Below are 12,245 nucleotides of genomic sequence, written 5' to 3' on the forward strand. Positions count from 1 at the left end.
TAGAAATTAAAGTATAATTGATAATTATTCAGGAAAAAGCATCGTCAAATATGTATAATATTCTTTTTCCGGAAGTGTGTGTTTTAACAGCCTCTTCGATTGTCGTATTTCTTCCTCGGGCATGAGCAAAATCGTGACGCCAATTGAGTATTTGCTCGTAAGATGTTTCGATGTTTGACCCTGTTCGTTCCAAAATTGAATTTTTCTTCTGAGAAAGATTTCGCTTAAATCTGCTATGGATTGCAGGATCAAATGTCTCACAGTATTTTTTAAGGTCGCTGACTCTTATTTTGCTGTTTAATCTTTCATAATTGCGGACGGTGAAGCCGCCAAATGCTGCGTGGTGTCTGCTGGCGTAATCGCATAATATTTCTTTTACGCAAGTTTCATATGTTGCCGCCATTGCGACAACAAGAAGTCCAGCCAAGTCAGCGCGAAAGGTCACGCTTCTGGGAGAGCTCGATGGGATTAAGCTATTAATCTCCTCAATTAAATCATCAAGCGTGGATAATTGCCGGATCACATCAGATTTTGCCATCGGAAATCACTTCCTTGGCGCGTTTAATCCTCTCCTTAACTGTCAAAGTATCTGTTGTTGCGCCTCGTAGGTATTTATCAAACGTGGCATCCTTGGCGAGGGAATCATATTTTTTCTTAAGTTGATCAGATGTTACGGCATTGTCCTCAAGGAGTGCGATCATGACACCCTCAAGCATTGCTGCATTTACGACATTCCGTGGGCGGAATGGCCGATCCAAAGTGTTGGCGACCAGCTTAACTGCTTCTGGAAAACGTTTTTTGAATGATTCCGCGCGTGCGCTATCAAATTTCCTATTTTGATCCATTTGATTGTTAAGGTATTTAAGCATTGGCTTTTCGTAATCTTGCCAATTGTTAAAGAGTGAGAACAATCGAAGGACGATCTCGAGGTCTTTTTGATTCTTATCCGAGTTTGAGATTCCGAGTATCTTTCGCCAATCTGAATTAATGTTTAACTCTCTAAGTTCATCAACAATATTGCCTCTATAAACAGCATTCCGTATCTCTTGAGGTTTAAGCTGCGTTCCGCCGGTGTTGAGTCTCTGGAAGATATGGAAAACACTGTCGTTGCGAAGGCTTGGCTTTAGCTGTTTAATATGAATTGCTCTGAGTGACGTGTTATGAAGCCTGCGTTGGTCTCTTGTACTCAATTCAGAAAATGTTTTTCCATTATAATCGGATCGTTCGGACAGGCCTTTTAATCTAAAAACTTGTCTTTTCCCGTGATTATCAGTCTCTCCGAAGTAGCCTTCAAAGAAATATTTTACGGACATAATTCTCTGCTGTCCGTCAATTATTTCTAACTGATCGTCATCATTTACATAAAGAAATACTTGAGGAACAGGTAGGCCCATCAAGAATGATTCAATCAACCTTGATGCCTGTTCGATCTTCCAGACATACTTTCTCTGGTAGAATGGGACGATAATATCGTTCTGCCTGACCTTGTTGGCTAAAAGTTCTAAGGTCGGGTCGGCTGGGGATACGGAAATATCAAATTCTACGAACGGGGTTTCGTCGCCTTCTTCTTCTGTTTCGAGTTCAACGTCGTCCGATTGCATCGTCATCGCGCAGGATCCTCCAAGTAACACGATCCTGAGATTCGCCTCGGCCGTCAATCGTAGTCGTGCTCGTCGATCGGTGCGTCGGCGCACCGCCCACTTCGTCTAGATTTCGCTCCGCTGGGGATGAACATAATACGTTATGTGAATATAGCCGCAGGGAGCCCTTGCCATCCGGGAGAAGATTCCTGCCGGGCCTGCGTCAAATTTATCCCCGCCCTTGCGCCCCGACCCTATCCTCCCTCCACCTCATCCCCGAGGGGCAGCCATCCGGAGGTATGCCAGTGGCGGGGTTGAGGGCGGCGCCTGCGGGTGGAGTTACGATCCACTCCCGGGAGGCTTCGGGGCACCGCCCTGGGGGTACTACGGCCCCTGTGCGAGGAGCTCGCTGGAAGGCTCGGCCGGTGACGGATTGCGTAAGCGAGGGCGCGACGAGGCGATGAGCCGAACTGGCGTCCGGACCCGCAGTTCCCGATCTGCCCAGCCGTATAAGCGCGGCCCGGAGACTGAAGAACGCCGATGAGCGGAGCGCCACGGGGCGTGCGGATGGTGGCTCAATCCATCCGCGCCGCATCCTGGCTCAATGGAAGCGGCTGACTACCAAACCTGCGCCTCGCGGCGCTCCGCTGCCCCTCATTTCTACCGCACGCGGAAACGCGGGCGGCGTAAACTCACGCGTCATTCTCGGGCGGAGCGCAGCGCAGACCCGAGAATCTCAGGCAGGAAGGCAACAGAGCCTCCTTCGGCATGAGATGCTCGGGTCAAGCCCGAGCATGACGCCGGTGGCGGGCGCCTCGCCCCCCCAACGCAGATGTGATGGCCCGGCTGCAACCCGGCCGTGCCAGTCTCGTTGCGGAGGGAGCGCCCGCGTGGCGCCTGAAAAGGGGAGAACTGCCATGACGATGCTGAACCGCCGCCGCCTTTCGCTCGGGCTCGCCGCGCTCGCTGCCGCCGCCGCCCTGCCGGCGCTGGCCCATCACGGCTGGTCCTGGGCCGAGGGCGAGCAGATGACCCTGCAGGGCAAGATCAGCAAGATCTCGATGGCCCCGCCGCATCCGATGCTGATGGTCGAGTCCGAGGGCAAGCTCTGGCAGGTCGATCTCGGCAATCCCAGCCAGACCGAGCGCTCCGGCTTTCGCGGCGACACGGCCAGGCCCGGCGATGCCATCACCGCGCTCGGCAACCGCCATCTCGACAAGACCAAGCTGCACATGAAGGCCGTGCGCATCACCATCGCCGGCCAGAACTACGACATGTATCCCGAGCGGATTCGGACCAACTAGCATCGGCCCGAAAAGTGGGAACCGGTTTTCGGAGTAAGCCGATGCGTGAAACAGCAGGCCGGCCGGCTTGATGGCGTTCCTCGAAGCGCTGGGCCATTGGCCGGGCGCGCTGTGGCTGCAGCGCTCCGGCACGGCCTATCTCTTCGTCAATGCCGCGCACATCCTCGGGGTCGGCCTGCTGGTCGGCGCCATCCTGCCGCTCGATCTCCGGCTCGCCGGGCTGATCCGCGGCGCCCCGCTCGCCGCGCTCGCGCCCTTCCTGACGCGGGCGGCGGCCTTCGGCCTCGGGCTCGCGTTGCCGACCGGCTTCTGGCTCTTCACGGTGAAGCCGCTGGAATATGCCGGCAACGCGGCCTTCCTCTGGAAGCTCGCTCTGCTCGCGCTGGCGCTGGCCAATATCGGGCTCCAGCATCGCGGCGCGGCATTGCAGGGCGCCGTCGCGAGCGGGCATGTGCCGGCCCGCGTGCGGGCGAGCGCACTGGCTTCGTTCAGCCTCTGGCTCTGTGTGCTCGTCGCGGGGCGATGGATCGGCTTCGCGTGAAGCGCGCGCTCACGCTGCGACGACGAGCTGCGTTTCCAGCTTGCGGATGGCGGTGCCGAGCTCGGGTTCGTCGACCAGGTCGGCGGCGTCGGCGAGCTTGAACCAGTGCAGGTCGCGCTCGTGCTGCTCGGCCCAGCTGTCGAGCTGCTGCTCGACCTCGAGCAGATAGAGCTTCACCTCGCAGAGGGTGAAATGGTCGCTCATCCGCTTCCAGTAGGTGTAGCGTCCGGCCGGCTTGTCGCTGATGCGGCCCAGCACGCCGGCCTCTTCATAGGCCTCGCGGGCAGCAGCGTCGCGATCCTTGAGGCCCTTCATCGGCCAGCCCTTGGGCACGATCCAGCGCCGCGTCGTGCGCGAGGTGACGAGCAGGATTTCCGCCGAGCCGTCGAGGGCGCGGCGGACCGGCATGGCGGCGATCTGCGACCGCTTCTCCCCCGCTTTCCGCCTCGCCTTCTTCATCGCCGCCGCAAGCCCCTTTTCTGCCCGCAGATTCACCCCGGGCGCGAATCATCGCAGTTCCACCGAAGCGAATAGATATTGCATCGCTTTGCGAAAATGGAAGAGGCGTTCTGCCGGGAAACTGTGCGCGGCCGGGCTGCGGAACGGGCATGGCGCCGCTCGGCGCGGCAGCCGGGGGGCGATGTGGGCGGCTCAGAGCTTCTTGCCGTCCTTGTCGTACTGCCTGAAGAAGGCGATCAGGTCCCTGATCTCCTTCTCGTTCTTGATGCCGGGGAAGATCATCTTGGTGCCGGGGATCTTCGCCTTCGGGTCCTTGATGTAGTCGGTGAAGGTCGCCTCGTCCCAGGTCAGGCCCGAGTTCTTGTTGGCGGCGGAATAGCTGTAGCCCTCGGCGGTGCCGGAATGGCGGCCGATCAGCCCGTTGAGCTCGGGGCCGACGATGTTGCGGGCGGTTTCGCCAACCTGGTGGCAGGCGCGGCACTTGGCGAAGGCGCGCTCGCCGGCGGCGGCGTCCTGTGCGGCGGCGGGCTGTGCGATGAGGGCAGGGAGCAGCGCTAGGCTGAGAAGGGCGAGGCTGGCGAAGGCGGCGCGCATGGGTCGGCTCTTTCGACGTGGGTGCTCCTCGGAGACGTTCCTTGGAGACATTCTCACATAGCCGAAAGTGCGGCCTTTGAGGCAGAGGCCATTTCGCCGCGCCGCCCCGCTTTCACGCAAGGCTGATGAGAAGGAGCCCGGCTCTCAGAGCTCGTGGATCCATTCCGCCACGGTGGCGGTGAAGATGTCCGGCCGCGAGACCGGGAAGAGATGCCCGCCGGTTTCCATGATGGCCTTGCGGCAGCCCGGCAGCGCCGTGGCGATCGCCTCCTGATGATAGACCGGCACGACCATGTCGTCGCGCGTGCCCATGACCAGCACCGGCATCGGCAGCACGGGGACGTCGGCCGAGCCGTCATAGGCCAGCAGCGCGTCGATGCGCTCCCGCATCACCGTCCGCGCCTGCTCGCTCACCGGTGCGGCTTCCAGCGCCGCGTCGTAGACGGACCAGTTCGCCTCGATCCAGCGCGGCTGGTATCCGCTCAGCACGGAGATCGCGGCATAGGCGAAGGGGTCTGCATCGAGGATCTGCCGCCGCGCGCCGAAGAGCCCGGTCATGAAGCGCCCGGCCTTGAGCCAGCTCGCGCTCGAGATCAGCCCGTCGAGGCGTTCCGGCGCGAGCCTGCCGATCGTCTGCGCGATGCAGCCGCCGGTGGAGTGGCCCAGCACCACGGCCCGGTCGATGCCGGTCGCGTCCAGTATGGCGATGCTGTCGCGCGCCAGCAGCTCCATGTTGCAGGGCGCCTCGCCCCGCGTGCTGGCGCCGATGCCGCGCTGGTCGAAACGGATGACATGGAAGGAACGGGAGAGGGTGGAGGCGATGTCGGTCCAGAAGGCGGCCGTGCCGGAGAGGCCGCTGACCAGCAGCAGCGGCTGGCCATGCCCTTCCCGGAAGGCATGGAGCGTCGCGCCGTCCGGCGTCTCCACCTTGAAGTCGATGATCTCGGTTGTCGTCATGCGTCACCTTGCAGGGGCGCTGTTGGCGAGTGCTGCGCTGGCGACGCTCCGCTCGACATCCCCCGTCCCTCCCTGCAACGAAAAATCCCCGCTGCGATGATCCGGCTCTTGAGGTGGCCGGTTCGATCGATTGGTGGCAGGATGGCGCATCAGGACAGCCCCCGCCATGGTGTGAGCGCAGGGGGCGGAATGTTCTTGACGCAGAGCAAATAGACAAAGGACTAATTGGTCCGCGTCTTGTGCATGGCTATGCGCGGGCGAGCCGCTATTGGCCGTGCCGCGCCGCGGCGTCTCAGCGGCGGCGGTTAGCAGCTTCCGGATCGGCCCGCCAGGTCGCGACCGGCATCGTCGGCAGGTCGAAATAATCCCGCGTCGTCGCATAGCCATGGCCGCCCATGCGGCCGACGGCGTCGAGCGCGGCCGGGTCGACATGAAGATTGCCGGCATTGACCGTATCGGCCCGGAAATGCGCGTAGACCACCTCGCCGAGGATGATCTCGCGCGAATTGCCGATACCGAGCGTGGTGTGGTGCCGGCATTCGAAGGCGGCCGGCGCCTCGCCGATCCAGGGGCAGGGCACCTTGACGCCGGGCTGCGCGGTCAGCCCCGCTTCCGCCAATTCGTCCGTGCCGGGCTCGAAGGGCACGGCGCAGATGTTCATGCCCTCGACCAGCGCGTCCGAGACGATGTTGACTGTGAAGGCCAGCGTCTCGCGGACATTGCGGCCGGTGTCCTTCTGCGCGCCGGTCGGCCGGTATTCGACGCCGAGCGCCAGGATGGCGGGATCGGCCGAGAGGCAGTTGAAGAAGGAGAAGGGTGCGGCGTTGACCCGGCCCTGCGCATCGACCGTCGTCACCAGCGCGATCGGGCGCGGCACCACCGCGCCGATCAGCAGCTTATAGCGCTCGCGCGGCGAGAGCGCCGCGAAGTCGAAGGTGACGATGCCGGGGGCGGCTTCGGCCCGCGGCTTTCCGGCCGGTTGAGCGGTCACGATGGGGTCAATCCTTCGCTAAGGGCATAGGGGGCGAGCACGTCGCGGATGTCGCGCTCGATGCGCGGCGTGAGCAGCGCTCGGGTTACCACCGCACGCAAATGATGGTCCATCAGATCGGCGGCGCGGGCGGCGTCGCCGGCGCGCAGCGCATCGATGAGCTGGCGGTGCTCGGAGACGGCGCATTCGGAGGAGTGTGGCCGCCCGTAGATGGCGAGGATCAGCGAGCAGCGCGAGGACACCTCCTGCACATAGCGCAGCAGCAGGGCGTTGCCGGTCATCTCCGCGAGCCTGATGTGGAACTCGCCGGCGAGCCTGATCGACTCCGGCCCATCCTGGCCATGGGCCTGCTCTTCCTGCCGGACATGCGCCTCGAGCTCCGCCGCCTGTGCGGCGGTGAGCCGCCCGGCCAGGCTCTCGGCCACCAGCCTCTCGAGACTGCGGCGGACATCGAAGACGTCGCGCGCTTCCTCCAGCGTCGGATAGGCCACCGAGGCGCCGCGATTGGGCTTGAGCTCGACCAGCCCTTCTACGGCGAGCCGGCCGAAGGCCTCGCGCACCAGCGTGCGGCTGACCCCGAGCTGCTCGCCGATGGAGTCCTCCGGCAGCTTCATGCCGGGCTTCAGCGCCTGCTCGATGATCGCGCGCCGAAGCGCCCGATAGACGGATTGCGCCCGCAATACCGGCGCATGCCGTTCCTTCATGGTGGCCTTCCCCCGTCCTGAACCGACCTTTTCGGAGGGCGTCAATGTCACGAGTCCGGGCTCCAATCCAGTTTCTGCTTGTCTTCAATAATCGCATACAATACGTTTCTCATATCGTATGCAATAGTGATGAATAAACGCACACAGAACGGCGCTGAAAGCGCCACGGTGCACAAGGGAACGGCGGAATGGTTTCGGCGCCTGCCTTCGGCGGCGCCGCTCGTGACAAAGGGGAGAGTTGAATGACGAAGGCTTGGTTGCTGGCGGCCGCTGCCGCCATGGCGCTGTCCGGCGCGGCGGAAGCGAAGACGCTGAAATGGGGTGCGGCGCGCGAGATCGCCTCGCTCGACCCCTATTCCTTCGGCGAGACGTTCACGCTCTCCGTGCTCAATCACGTCTATGAAGGGCTGGTGCGGTATACCGGCGATCTCAAGATCGAGCCCGCGCTGGCCGAGAGCTGGGAGACGGTGTCGCCGACGGTCTGGCGCTTCAAGCTGCGCCAGGGCGTCAAGTTCCACAACGGCAACTCCTTCACCGCTGACGACGTGATCGCTTCTCTGGAGCGGGTGACGCACGAGACCTCGCCGCTCAAGGGCAATTTGCCGGCCTACAAATCCTCGAAGAAGGTCGACGACTACACCGTCGAGATCGAGGTCAATGGCCCCTATCCGCTGCTGCTGAACGACCTGACCAACATCTTCATCTTCGACAAGGAGTGGATGGAGGCGAACAACAGCCTGTTGCCGACGGATTCCGGCAAGGGCGTCAAGGGCTACGCCACCGACAACGCCAACGGCACCGGCCCGTTCTCGGTCGAGAGCCGCCGCGCCGATTCCAAGACGGTCTACGTCAAGAACCCGGCCTGGTGGGACAAGCCGCAGCACAACATCGATCGCATCGAGTTCACGCCGATCACCTCGGCCTCGACCCGCGTCGCGGCGCTGCTCTCCGGCGAGATCGACTTCACCAACGTCGCGCCGCTGCAGGACCTGCCGAGGCTTTCGGCCTCGCCCGACGTCAAGGTTCTGCAGACCAACGAGCTGCGCTCGGTCTTCTTCGCCTTCAACCTCAAGGACTCGCTGTTCGAGAGCGATGTGAAGGACAAGAACCCGCTCAAGGACATCCGCGTCCGCGAGGCGCTCTACCGCGCGATCGATATCGATGCGGTCCAGAAGCGGGCGATGCGCGGCCTCTCGCGCAATACCGGCGCGCTCGTCGCCCCGGCTATTCCCGGTTACGAGCCCTCGCAGGATGTGCGGCTGCCTTTCGATCTCGACGGCGCCAAGAAGCTGCTCGCGGCGGCGGGCTATCCCAACGGCTTCTCCTTCCAGTTCAACTGCCAGAGCGACTCCCTCGTCAACGAGGAGGAGTTCTGCCAGGCGGTGGCCTCGATGTGGTCTCGCGCTGGACTCAAGCCCAATCTCAGCCTGGCGCCGCGCAGCCAGCAGGCTCCCAAGCGGGTGAAGGGCGATTTCGACGTCATCTCCTTCGGCTGGGCCAACGAGCCGATGATCGACGCCTATTCACTGCTGGTGCAGGTGCTGCGTTCCAGGAGCGGCACGGGCGGCGTGTTCAACTGGGGCAATTGGGGCGATCCGCGCATCGACGCGCTGATCGACAAGGCCGGCGTCGAGCTCGACACGCCCAAGCGCATCGCGATGATGCAGGAGGCGCTGAAGATCGCGAAGGCCGAGCACCTCTTCGTGCCGCTGCATCAGCAGCCGATGGCCTGGGCGATGCGCTCGACGGTGGCGAACACGGTGCAGGCCTCGGACAACAAGCCGCGGCTCTGGCTGACGACGATGAAGTGAGGCGCTGAAGAGCGCACCCCTCTCAGCCCGCATCCTTTGAGGCGCGCTTCTGCGAAGCGCTCCTCAGGATGGGGGCTGAGAGGAAAACCGGCCGACTGGGAGCAGACCCATGCCCGCCTTCCTCCTGAAGCGCCTGATCAACGCGGCCGGCGTCATGCTCGCCGTGGCGTTCATCGCCTTCCTGATCTTCCGCTTCGTCGGGGATCCGGTGGAGCTGATGCTGAACGAGCAGGCGAGCCAGCAGCAGCGCGACGAGCTGCGGGTCCGGCTCGGCCTCGACAAGGGCTTCGTGCTGCAGTTCGCGACCTTCGTCGGCAATGCCGTGCGCGGCGATTTCGGCATCTCCTACCGCAACCAGCAGGAGGTGTTCACGCTGATCGCCGAGCGCTTCCCGGCGACCTTCGAGCTCGTGCTGGTCGCAACCTTCCTCTCGCTGGCAGTCGGCATTCCGCTCGGCGTCTATACCGCGATCCGGCGCGACAGCGTCCTGGCCAGGACGCTGGAGTTCGTCTCCGTGCTCGGCGTTTCGCTCCCGAGCTTCGCACTCGGCATCCTGTTCATCCTGGTCTTCTCGGTCTCGCTGCAATGGCTGCCGGCCTTCGGCCGCGGCGAGATCGTCCAGATCGGCTGGTGGAGTACCGGCTTCCTGACGCCTTCGGGGCGCAAGGCGCTGATCCTGCCCTCGATCACGCTCTCGCTCTTCCAGATCACGCTGGTGATGCGCCTCGTGCGCGCCGAGATGCTGGAGACGATGCGCACCGACTTCATCCGCTTCGCCCGCGCCCGCGGCCTGCCGGCGCGCGCCGTCCATTTCGGCCATGCGCTGCGCAATTGCCTGATGCCGGTCATCACCGTCACCGGCCTGCAGATCGGCAACCTGATCGCCTTCGCGCTGGTCACCGAGACGGTGTTCCAGTGGCCGGGCATGGGCATGCTTTTTGTCCAGGCCGTGACCTTCGTCGATATCCCGGTGATGGCCGCCTATCTGATCGTCGTCTCCTTCATCTTCGTCTCACTCAACACACTGGTGGACCTGACCTATGCCTGGGTCGATCCGCGCCTGCGGGATGATGCCCTGACGGGAGCGGCCAATGCTCGCTGAGAAGATTCGGCCCGCTGAGACCGCGCCTCGCCAACCTGGCCGGCTGCGCCGCTTCCTCGACAGCGACATCGGCTGGAGCTTCCGCACCACGCCGGCTGCCTGGCTCTCGGCGCTGGTGCTGGCGTTGCTGGTGCTGACGGCCATCCTCGCGCCGCTGATCGCACCGCAGAACCCCTACGACCTCAGCCAGATCTTCATCGACAAAGCCGAGATCCCGCCGATCTGGCAGGATGGCGGCGAATGGCCCTTCCTGCTCGGCACCGATCCGCAGGGGCGCGACGTGCTCTCCGCCATCCTCTACGGCTCGCGCGTCTCGCTGATCATCGGCTTCGCCGCCGTCATCGTCTCGATGCTGGTCGGCGTCTCGATCGGGCTCGCGGCCGGCTTCTATGGCGGGCGCATCGACAACCTGCTGATGCGGCTGGGCGACACCGTGCTCTCGATCCCGACGCTGCTGATGGCGATCCTCGTCTCGGCGATCTTCCGCGAGATGCTGCCGCCCTCGCTGCGCGAGCCCTTTGCCGCGGTGGTGCTGGTGCTGTCGATCGCATTGACGAGCTGGGTGCAGTACGCCCGCACCGTGCGGGCGCTGACCATGGTCGAGCGCCGCAAGGAATATGTGCTCGCCGCCCGCATCATCCGCGTGCCGGCCTCGCGGATCATGGCCCGCCACATCCTGCCCAACACCATGACGCCGGTGCTGGTTGCGGCTACGCTCAATCTCGGCCTCGCCATCCTCTCGGAGGCGACGCTTTCCTTCCTCGGCGTCGGCATGCCGATCACCCAGCCCTCGCTGGGCACGCTGATCCGCATCGGCAACCAGTATCTTTTCTCCGGCTCCTGGTGGCTCGTCGTCTTCCCGTCGCTGCAGCTCGGGCTGATCGTGCTGAGCGTGAACCTGCTTGGCGACTGGCTGCGCGACGCGCTGAACCCGAAACTCCGCTGACAAGAAACGATGAGGATACGCCTGCGATGACCGCTTCCCTGCTGATCCGCAATGTCCGTCCCATGGCTGGTGCGACCGTCGACATCCTGGTCGAGAACGGCCGCATCGCCCGCATCGGCAAGGACCTCGCCGCGCCTGCCGGCGTGGCTGTCGAGGACGGGCGGGGCGAGATCGCCGTTCCCGGCCTCGTCGAGGCGCACACCCATCTCGACAAGAGCCTCTGGGGCCTGCCCTGGTATACCAACGAGGTTGGTCCCAGGCTGCTCGACAAGATCGACAACGAGCGTGAGAACAAGAAGCGGCTGAACATCGACCCCGCCCGCCAGTCGGCCCGGCAGTCGATCCAGTCCTCCCTGATGGGCTCGACCCATATCCGCAGCCATGTCGACGTCGATACCGAGCACGGGCTCTGGGGCGTCGAGGGCGTGATGCAGACCGCCGCGGACTACCGCGACATCGTCGACATCGAGCTGGTCGCCTTCCCGCAGTCCGGCCTGCTGCGCCGGCCGGGCACGCTAGAGCTGATGGACCAGGCGATGAAGGCCGGCTGCGAGATCGTCGGCGGGCTCGACCCCTGCACCATCGACCGCGACCCCAAGGGACATCTCGATGCGGTCTTCGGCCTCTGCCAGAAATACGGCAAGCCGCTCGACATCCATCTGCACGAGCCCGGCGAGATAGGGCTGTTTTCCTTCGACCTCATCATCGAACGCACCCGCGCACTCGGCATGAAGGGCAAGGTGACGGTCAGCCACGCCTTCTGCCTCGGCGTCGAGCCCGCGCTGGTCGATCCCGTCATCGAGCAATTGGCCGAGCTCGACATCGCCATCATGACGACCGCGCCGGCGAGCCGCCCCGCACCGCCGGTGAAGAAGCTGCTCGCCGCCGGTATCCGCGTCTGCTCGGGCTCGGACGGCATCCGCGACACCTGGGGGCCCTATGGCAATGCCGACATGCTGGAGCGTGCCGTGTTCGTCGGGCTGCGCAATAATTTCCGCCGCGACGACGAGCTGAAGCTCGCGCTCGACGTCTGCACCACGGAAGGCGCGCGGGTGATGGAGATCGCGGATTACGGGCTCGCCGAGGGCAAGGCCGCCGATCTCGTCCTCCTGCCGGGCGCGAGCTTGGCGGAAGCGATCGTCACCCGCTCGCCGAAGCGCCGCGTCGTCAAGCGCGGCAAGGTCGTCGCCCGCGACGGCGTCTCGATCAGGACGGCGCCGTGACGCTGCAGCCCGCCCGGCGCCCGGAAGGGCGCA

At 63.5% G+C, this 12,245-nt stretch carries 13 protein-coding genes; 6 read left to right on the top strand and 7 right to left on the bottom strand.

What is annotated here, in order from left to right; genetic code table 11:
- Positions 1-28 precede the first annotated feature (28 nt).
- Complete coding sequence (locus BoBH3_RS18970; protein WP_262332397.1) at positions 29-538, bottom strand: HEPN domain-containing protein; 510 nt, start codon at positions 536-538, stop codon at positions 29-31.
- Positions 525-1,607 (bottom strand): DUF262 domain-containing protein, encoded by a 1,083-nt coding sequence (locus tag BoBH3_RS18975; protein WP_262332398.1) that lies wholly within the window; start codon positions 1,605-1,607, stop codon positions 525-527. The genes BoBH3_RS18970 and BoBH3_RS18975 overlap by 14 nt, the downstream gene beginning before the upstream one ends.
- An 890-nt stretch (positions 1,608-2,497) precedes the next feature.
- Between BoBH3_RS18975 and BoBH3_RS18980 the strand changes: the two genes are divergently transcribed.
- Entirely contained in the window at positions 2,498-2,884 is a 387-nt protein-coding gene (locus BoBH3_RS18980) for a DUF6152 family protein (protein ID WP_262332399.1), read from the top strand.
- A gap of 70 nt (positions 2,885-2,954) precedes the next feature.
- Positions 2,955-3,425, top strand: a complete 471-nt coding sequence (locus BoBH3_RS18985) for a DUF6644 family protein (RefSeq protein WP_262332400.1) — start codon at positions 2,955-2,957, stop codon at positions 3,423-3,425.
- Between the two features lie 9 nt (positions 3,426-3,434).
- On the opposite strand, the gene BoBH3_RS18990 is transcribed toward BoBH3_RS18985, so the two are convergent.
- The 5 genes from BoBH3_RS18990 to BoBH3_RS19010 all read right to left on the bottom strand — a co-directional run bounded on the left by BoBH3_RS18990 (position 3,435) and on the right by BoBH3_RS19010 (position 7,130).
- Positions 3,435-3,833 (bottom strand): NUDIX hydrolase, encoded by a 399-nt coding sequence (locus tag BoBH3_RS18990; RefSeq protein ID WP_316045118.1) that lies wholly within the window; start codon positions 3,831-3,833, stop codon positions 3,435-3,437.
- A gap of 243 nt (positions 3,834-4,076) precedes the next feature.
- Entirely contained in the window at positions 4,077-4,478 is a 402-nt protein-coding gene (locus tag BoBH3_RS18995) for a c-type cytochrome (RefSeq protein WP_262332402.1), read from the bottom strand.
- A gap of 144 nt (positions 4,479-4,622) precedes the next feature.
- The gene (locus BoBH3_RS19000) at positions 4,623-5,435 is read right to left on the bottom strand and encodes an alpha/beta fold hydrolase (protein ID WP_262332403.1); all 813 of its coding nucleotides are present in this window, start codon (positions 5,433-5,435) and stop codon (positions 4,623-4,625) included.
- A 292-nt stretch (positions 5,436-5,727) separates the two neighbouring features.
- Complete coding sequence (locus BoBH3_RS19005; protein WP_262332404.1) at positions 5,728-6,426, bottom strand: flavin reductase family protein; 699 nt, start codon at positions 6,424-6,426, stop codon at positions 5,728-5,730.
- Positions 6,423-7,130, bottom strand: coding sequence for a GntR family transcriptional regulator (locus BoBH3_RS19010; protein ID WP_262332405.1), 708 nt, complete (start codon positions 7,128-7,130; stop codon positions 6,423-6,425). The genes BoBH3_RS19005 and BoBH3_RS19010 overlap by 4 nt, the downstream gene beginning before the upstream one ends.
- Before the next feature lie 242 nt (positions 7,131-7,372).
- Here BoBH3_RS19010 and BoBH3_RS19015 point away from each other — a divergent pair, with 242 nt between their 5' ends.
- From BoBH3_RS19015 to BoBH3_RS19030, 4 genes are all read left to right on the top strand, one after another.
- Positions 7,373-8,941, top strand: a complete 1,569-nt coding sequence (locus BoBH3_RS19015; protein WP_262332406.1) for an ABC transporter substrate-binding protein — start codon at positions 7,373-7,375, stop codon at positions 8,939-8,941.
- A 109-nt stretch (positions 8,942-9,050) separates the two neighbouring features.
- The gene (locus BoBH3_RS19020) at positions 9,051-10,043 is read left to right on the top strand and encodes an ABC transporter permease (RefSeq protein WP_262332407.1); all 993 of its coding nucleotides are present in this window, start codon (positions 9,051-9,053) and stop codon (positions 10,041-10,043) included.
- Positions 10,033-10,989 carry an ABC transporter permease gene (locus BoBH3_RS19025; RefSeq protein ID WP_262332408.1) on the top strand — a complete coding sequence of 319 codons (957 nt, stop codon included), beginning with the start codon at positions 10,033-10,035 and terminating at the stop codon, positions 10,987-10,989. The genes BoBH3_RS19020 and BoBH3_RS19025 overlap by 11 nt, the downstream gene beginning before the upstream one ends.
- A 26-nt stretch (positions 10,990-11,015) precedes the next feature.
- On the top strand, positions 11,016-12,212 hold the full coding sequence (locus BoBH3_RS19030) for an amidohydrolase family protein (protein WP_262332409.1): 1,197 nt from the start codon (positions 11,016-11,018) through the stop codon (positions 12,210-12,212).
- Positions 12,213-12,245: the final 33 nt, after the last annotated feature.

It is taken from the genome of Allobosea sp. BH3 (assembly GCF_025499465.1).
Classification (GTDB): domain Bacteria; phylum Pseudomonadota; class Alphaproteobacteria; order Rhizobiales; family Beijerinckiaceae; genus Allobosea.

Coding starts and splice junctions, on each gene's coding strand:
- BoBH3_RS18970 (WP_262332397.1), bottom strand. CDS start 538: ATGGCAAAATCTGATGTGATCCGGCAATTATCCACGCTTGATGATTTA.
- BoBH3_RS18975 (WP_262332398.1), bottom strand. CDS start 1,607: ATGACGATGCAATCGGACGACGTTGAACTCGAAACAGAAGAAGAAGGC.
- BoBH3_RS18980 (WP_262332399.1), top strand. CDS start 2,498: ATGACGATGCTGAACCGCCGCCGCCTTTCGCTCGGGCTCGCCGCGCTC.
- BoBH3_RS18985 (WP_262332400.1), top strand. CDS start 2,955: ATGGCGTTCCTCGAAGCGCTGGGCCATTGGCCGGGCGCGCTGTGGCTG.
- BoBH3_RS18990 (WP_316045118.1), bottom strand. CDS start 3,833: ATGCCGGTCCGCCGCGCCCTCGACGGCTCGGCGGAAATCCTGCTCGTC.
- BoBH3_RS18995 (WP_262332402.1), bottom strand. CDS start 4,478: ATGCGCGCCGCCTTCGCCAGCCTCGCCCTTCTCAGCCTAGCGCTGCTC.
- BoBH3_RS19000 (WP_262332403.1), bottom strand. CDS start 5,435: ATGACGACAACCGAGATCATCGACTTCAAGGTGGAGACGCCGGACGGC.
- BoBH3_RS19010 (WP_262332405.1), bottom strand. CDS start 7,130: ATGAAGGAACGGCATGCGCCGGTATTGCGGGCGCAATCCGTCTATCGG.
- BoBH3_RS19015 (WP_262332406.1), top strand. CDS start 7,373: ATGACGAAGGCTTGGTTGCTGGCGGCCGCTGCCGCCATGGCGCTGTCC.
- BoBH3_RS19020 (WP_262332407.1), top strand. CDS start 9,051: ATGCCCGCCTTCCTCCTGAAGCGCCTGATCAACGCGGCCGGCGTCATG.
- BoBH3_RS19025 (WP_262332408.1), top strand. CDS start 10,033: ATGCTCGCTGAGAAGATTCGGCCCGCTGAGACCGCGCCTCGCCAACCT.
- BoBH3_RS19030 (WP_262332409.1), top strand. CDS start 11,016: ATGACCGCTTCCCTGCTGATCCGCAATGTCCGTCCCATGGCTGGTGCG.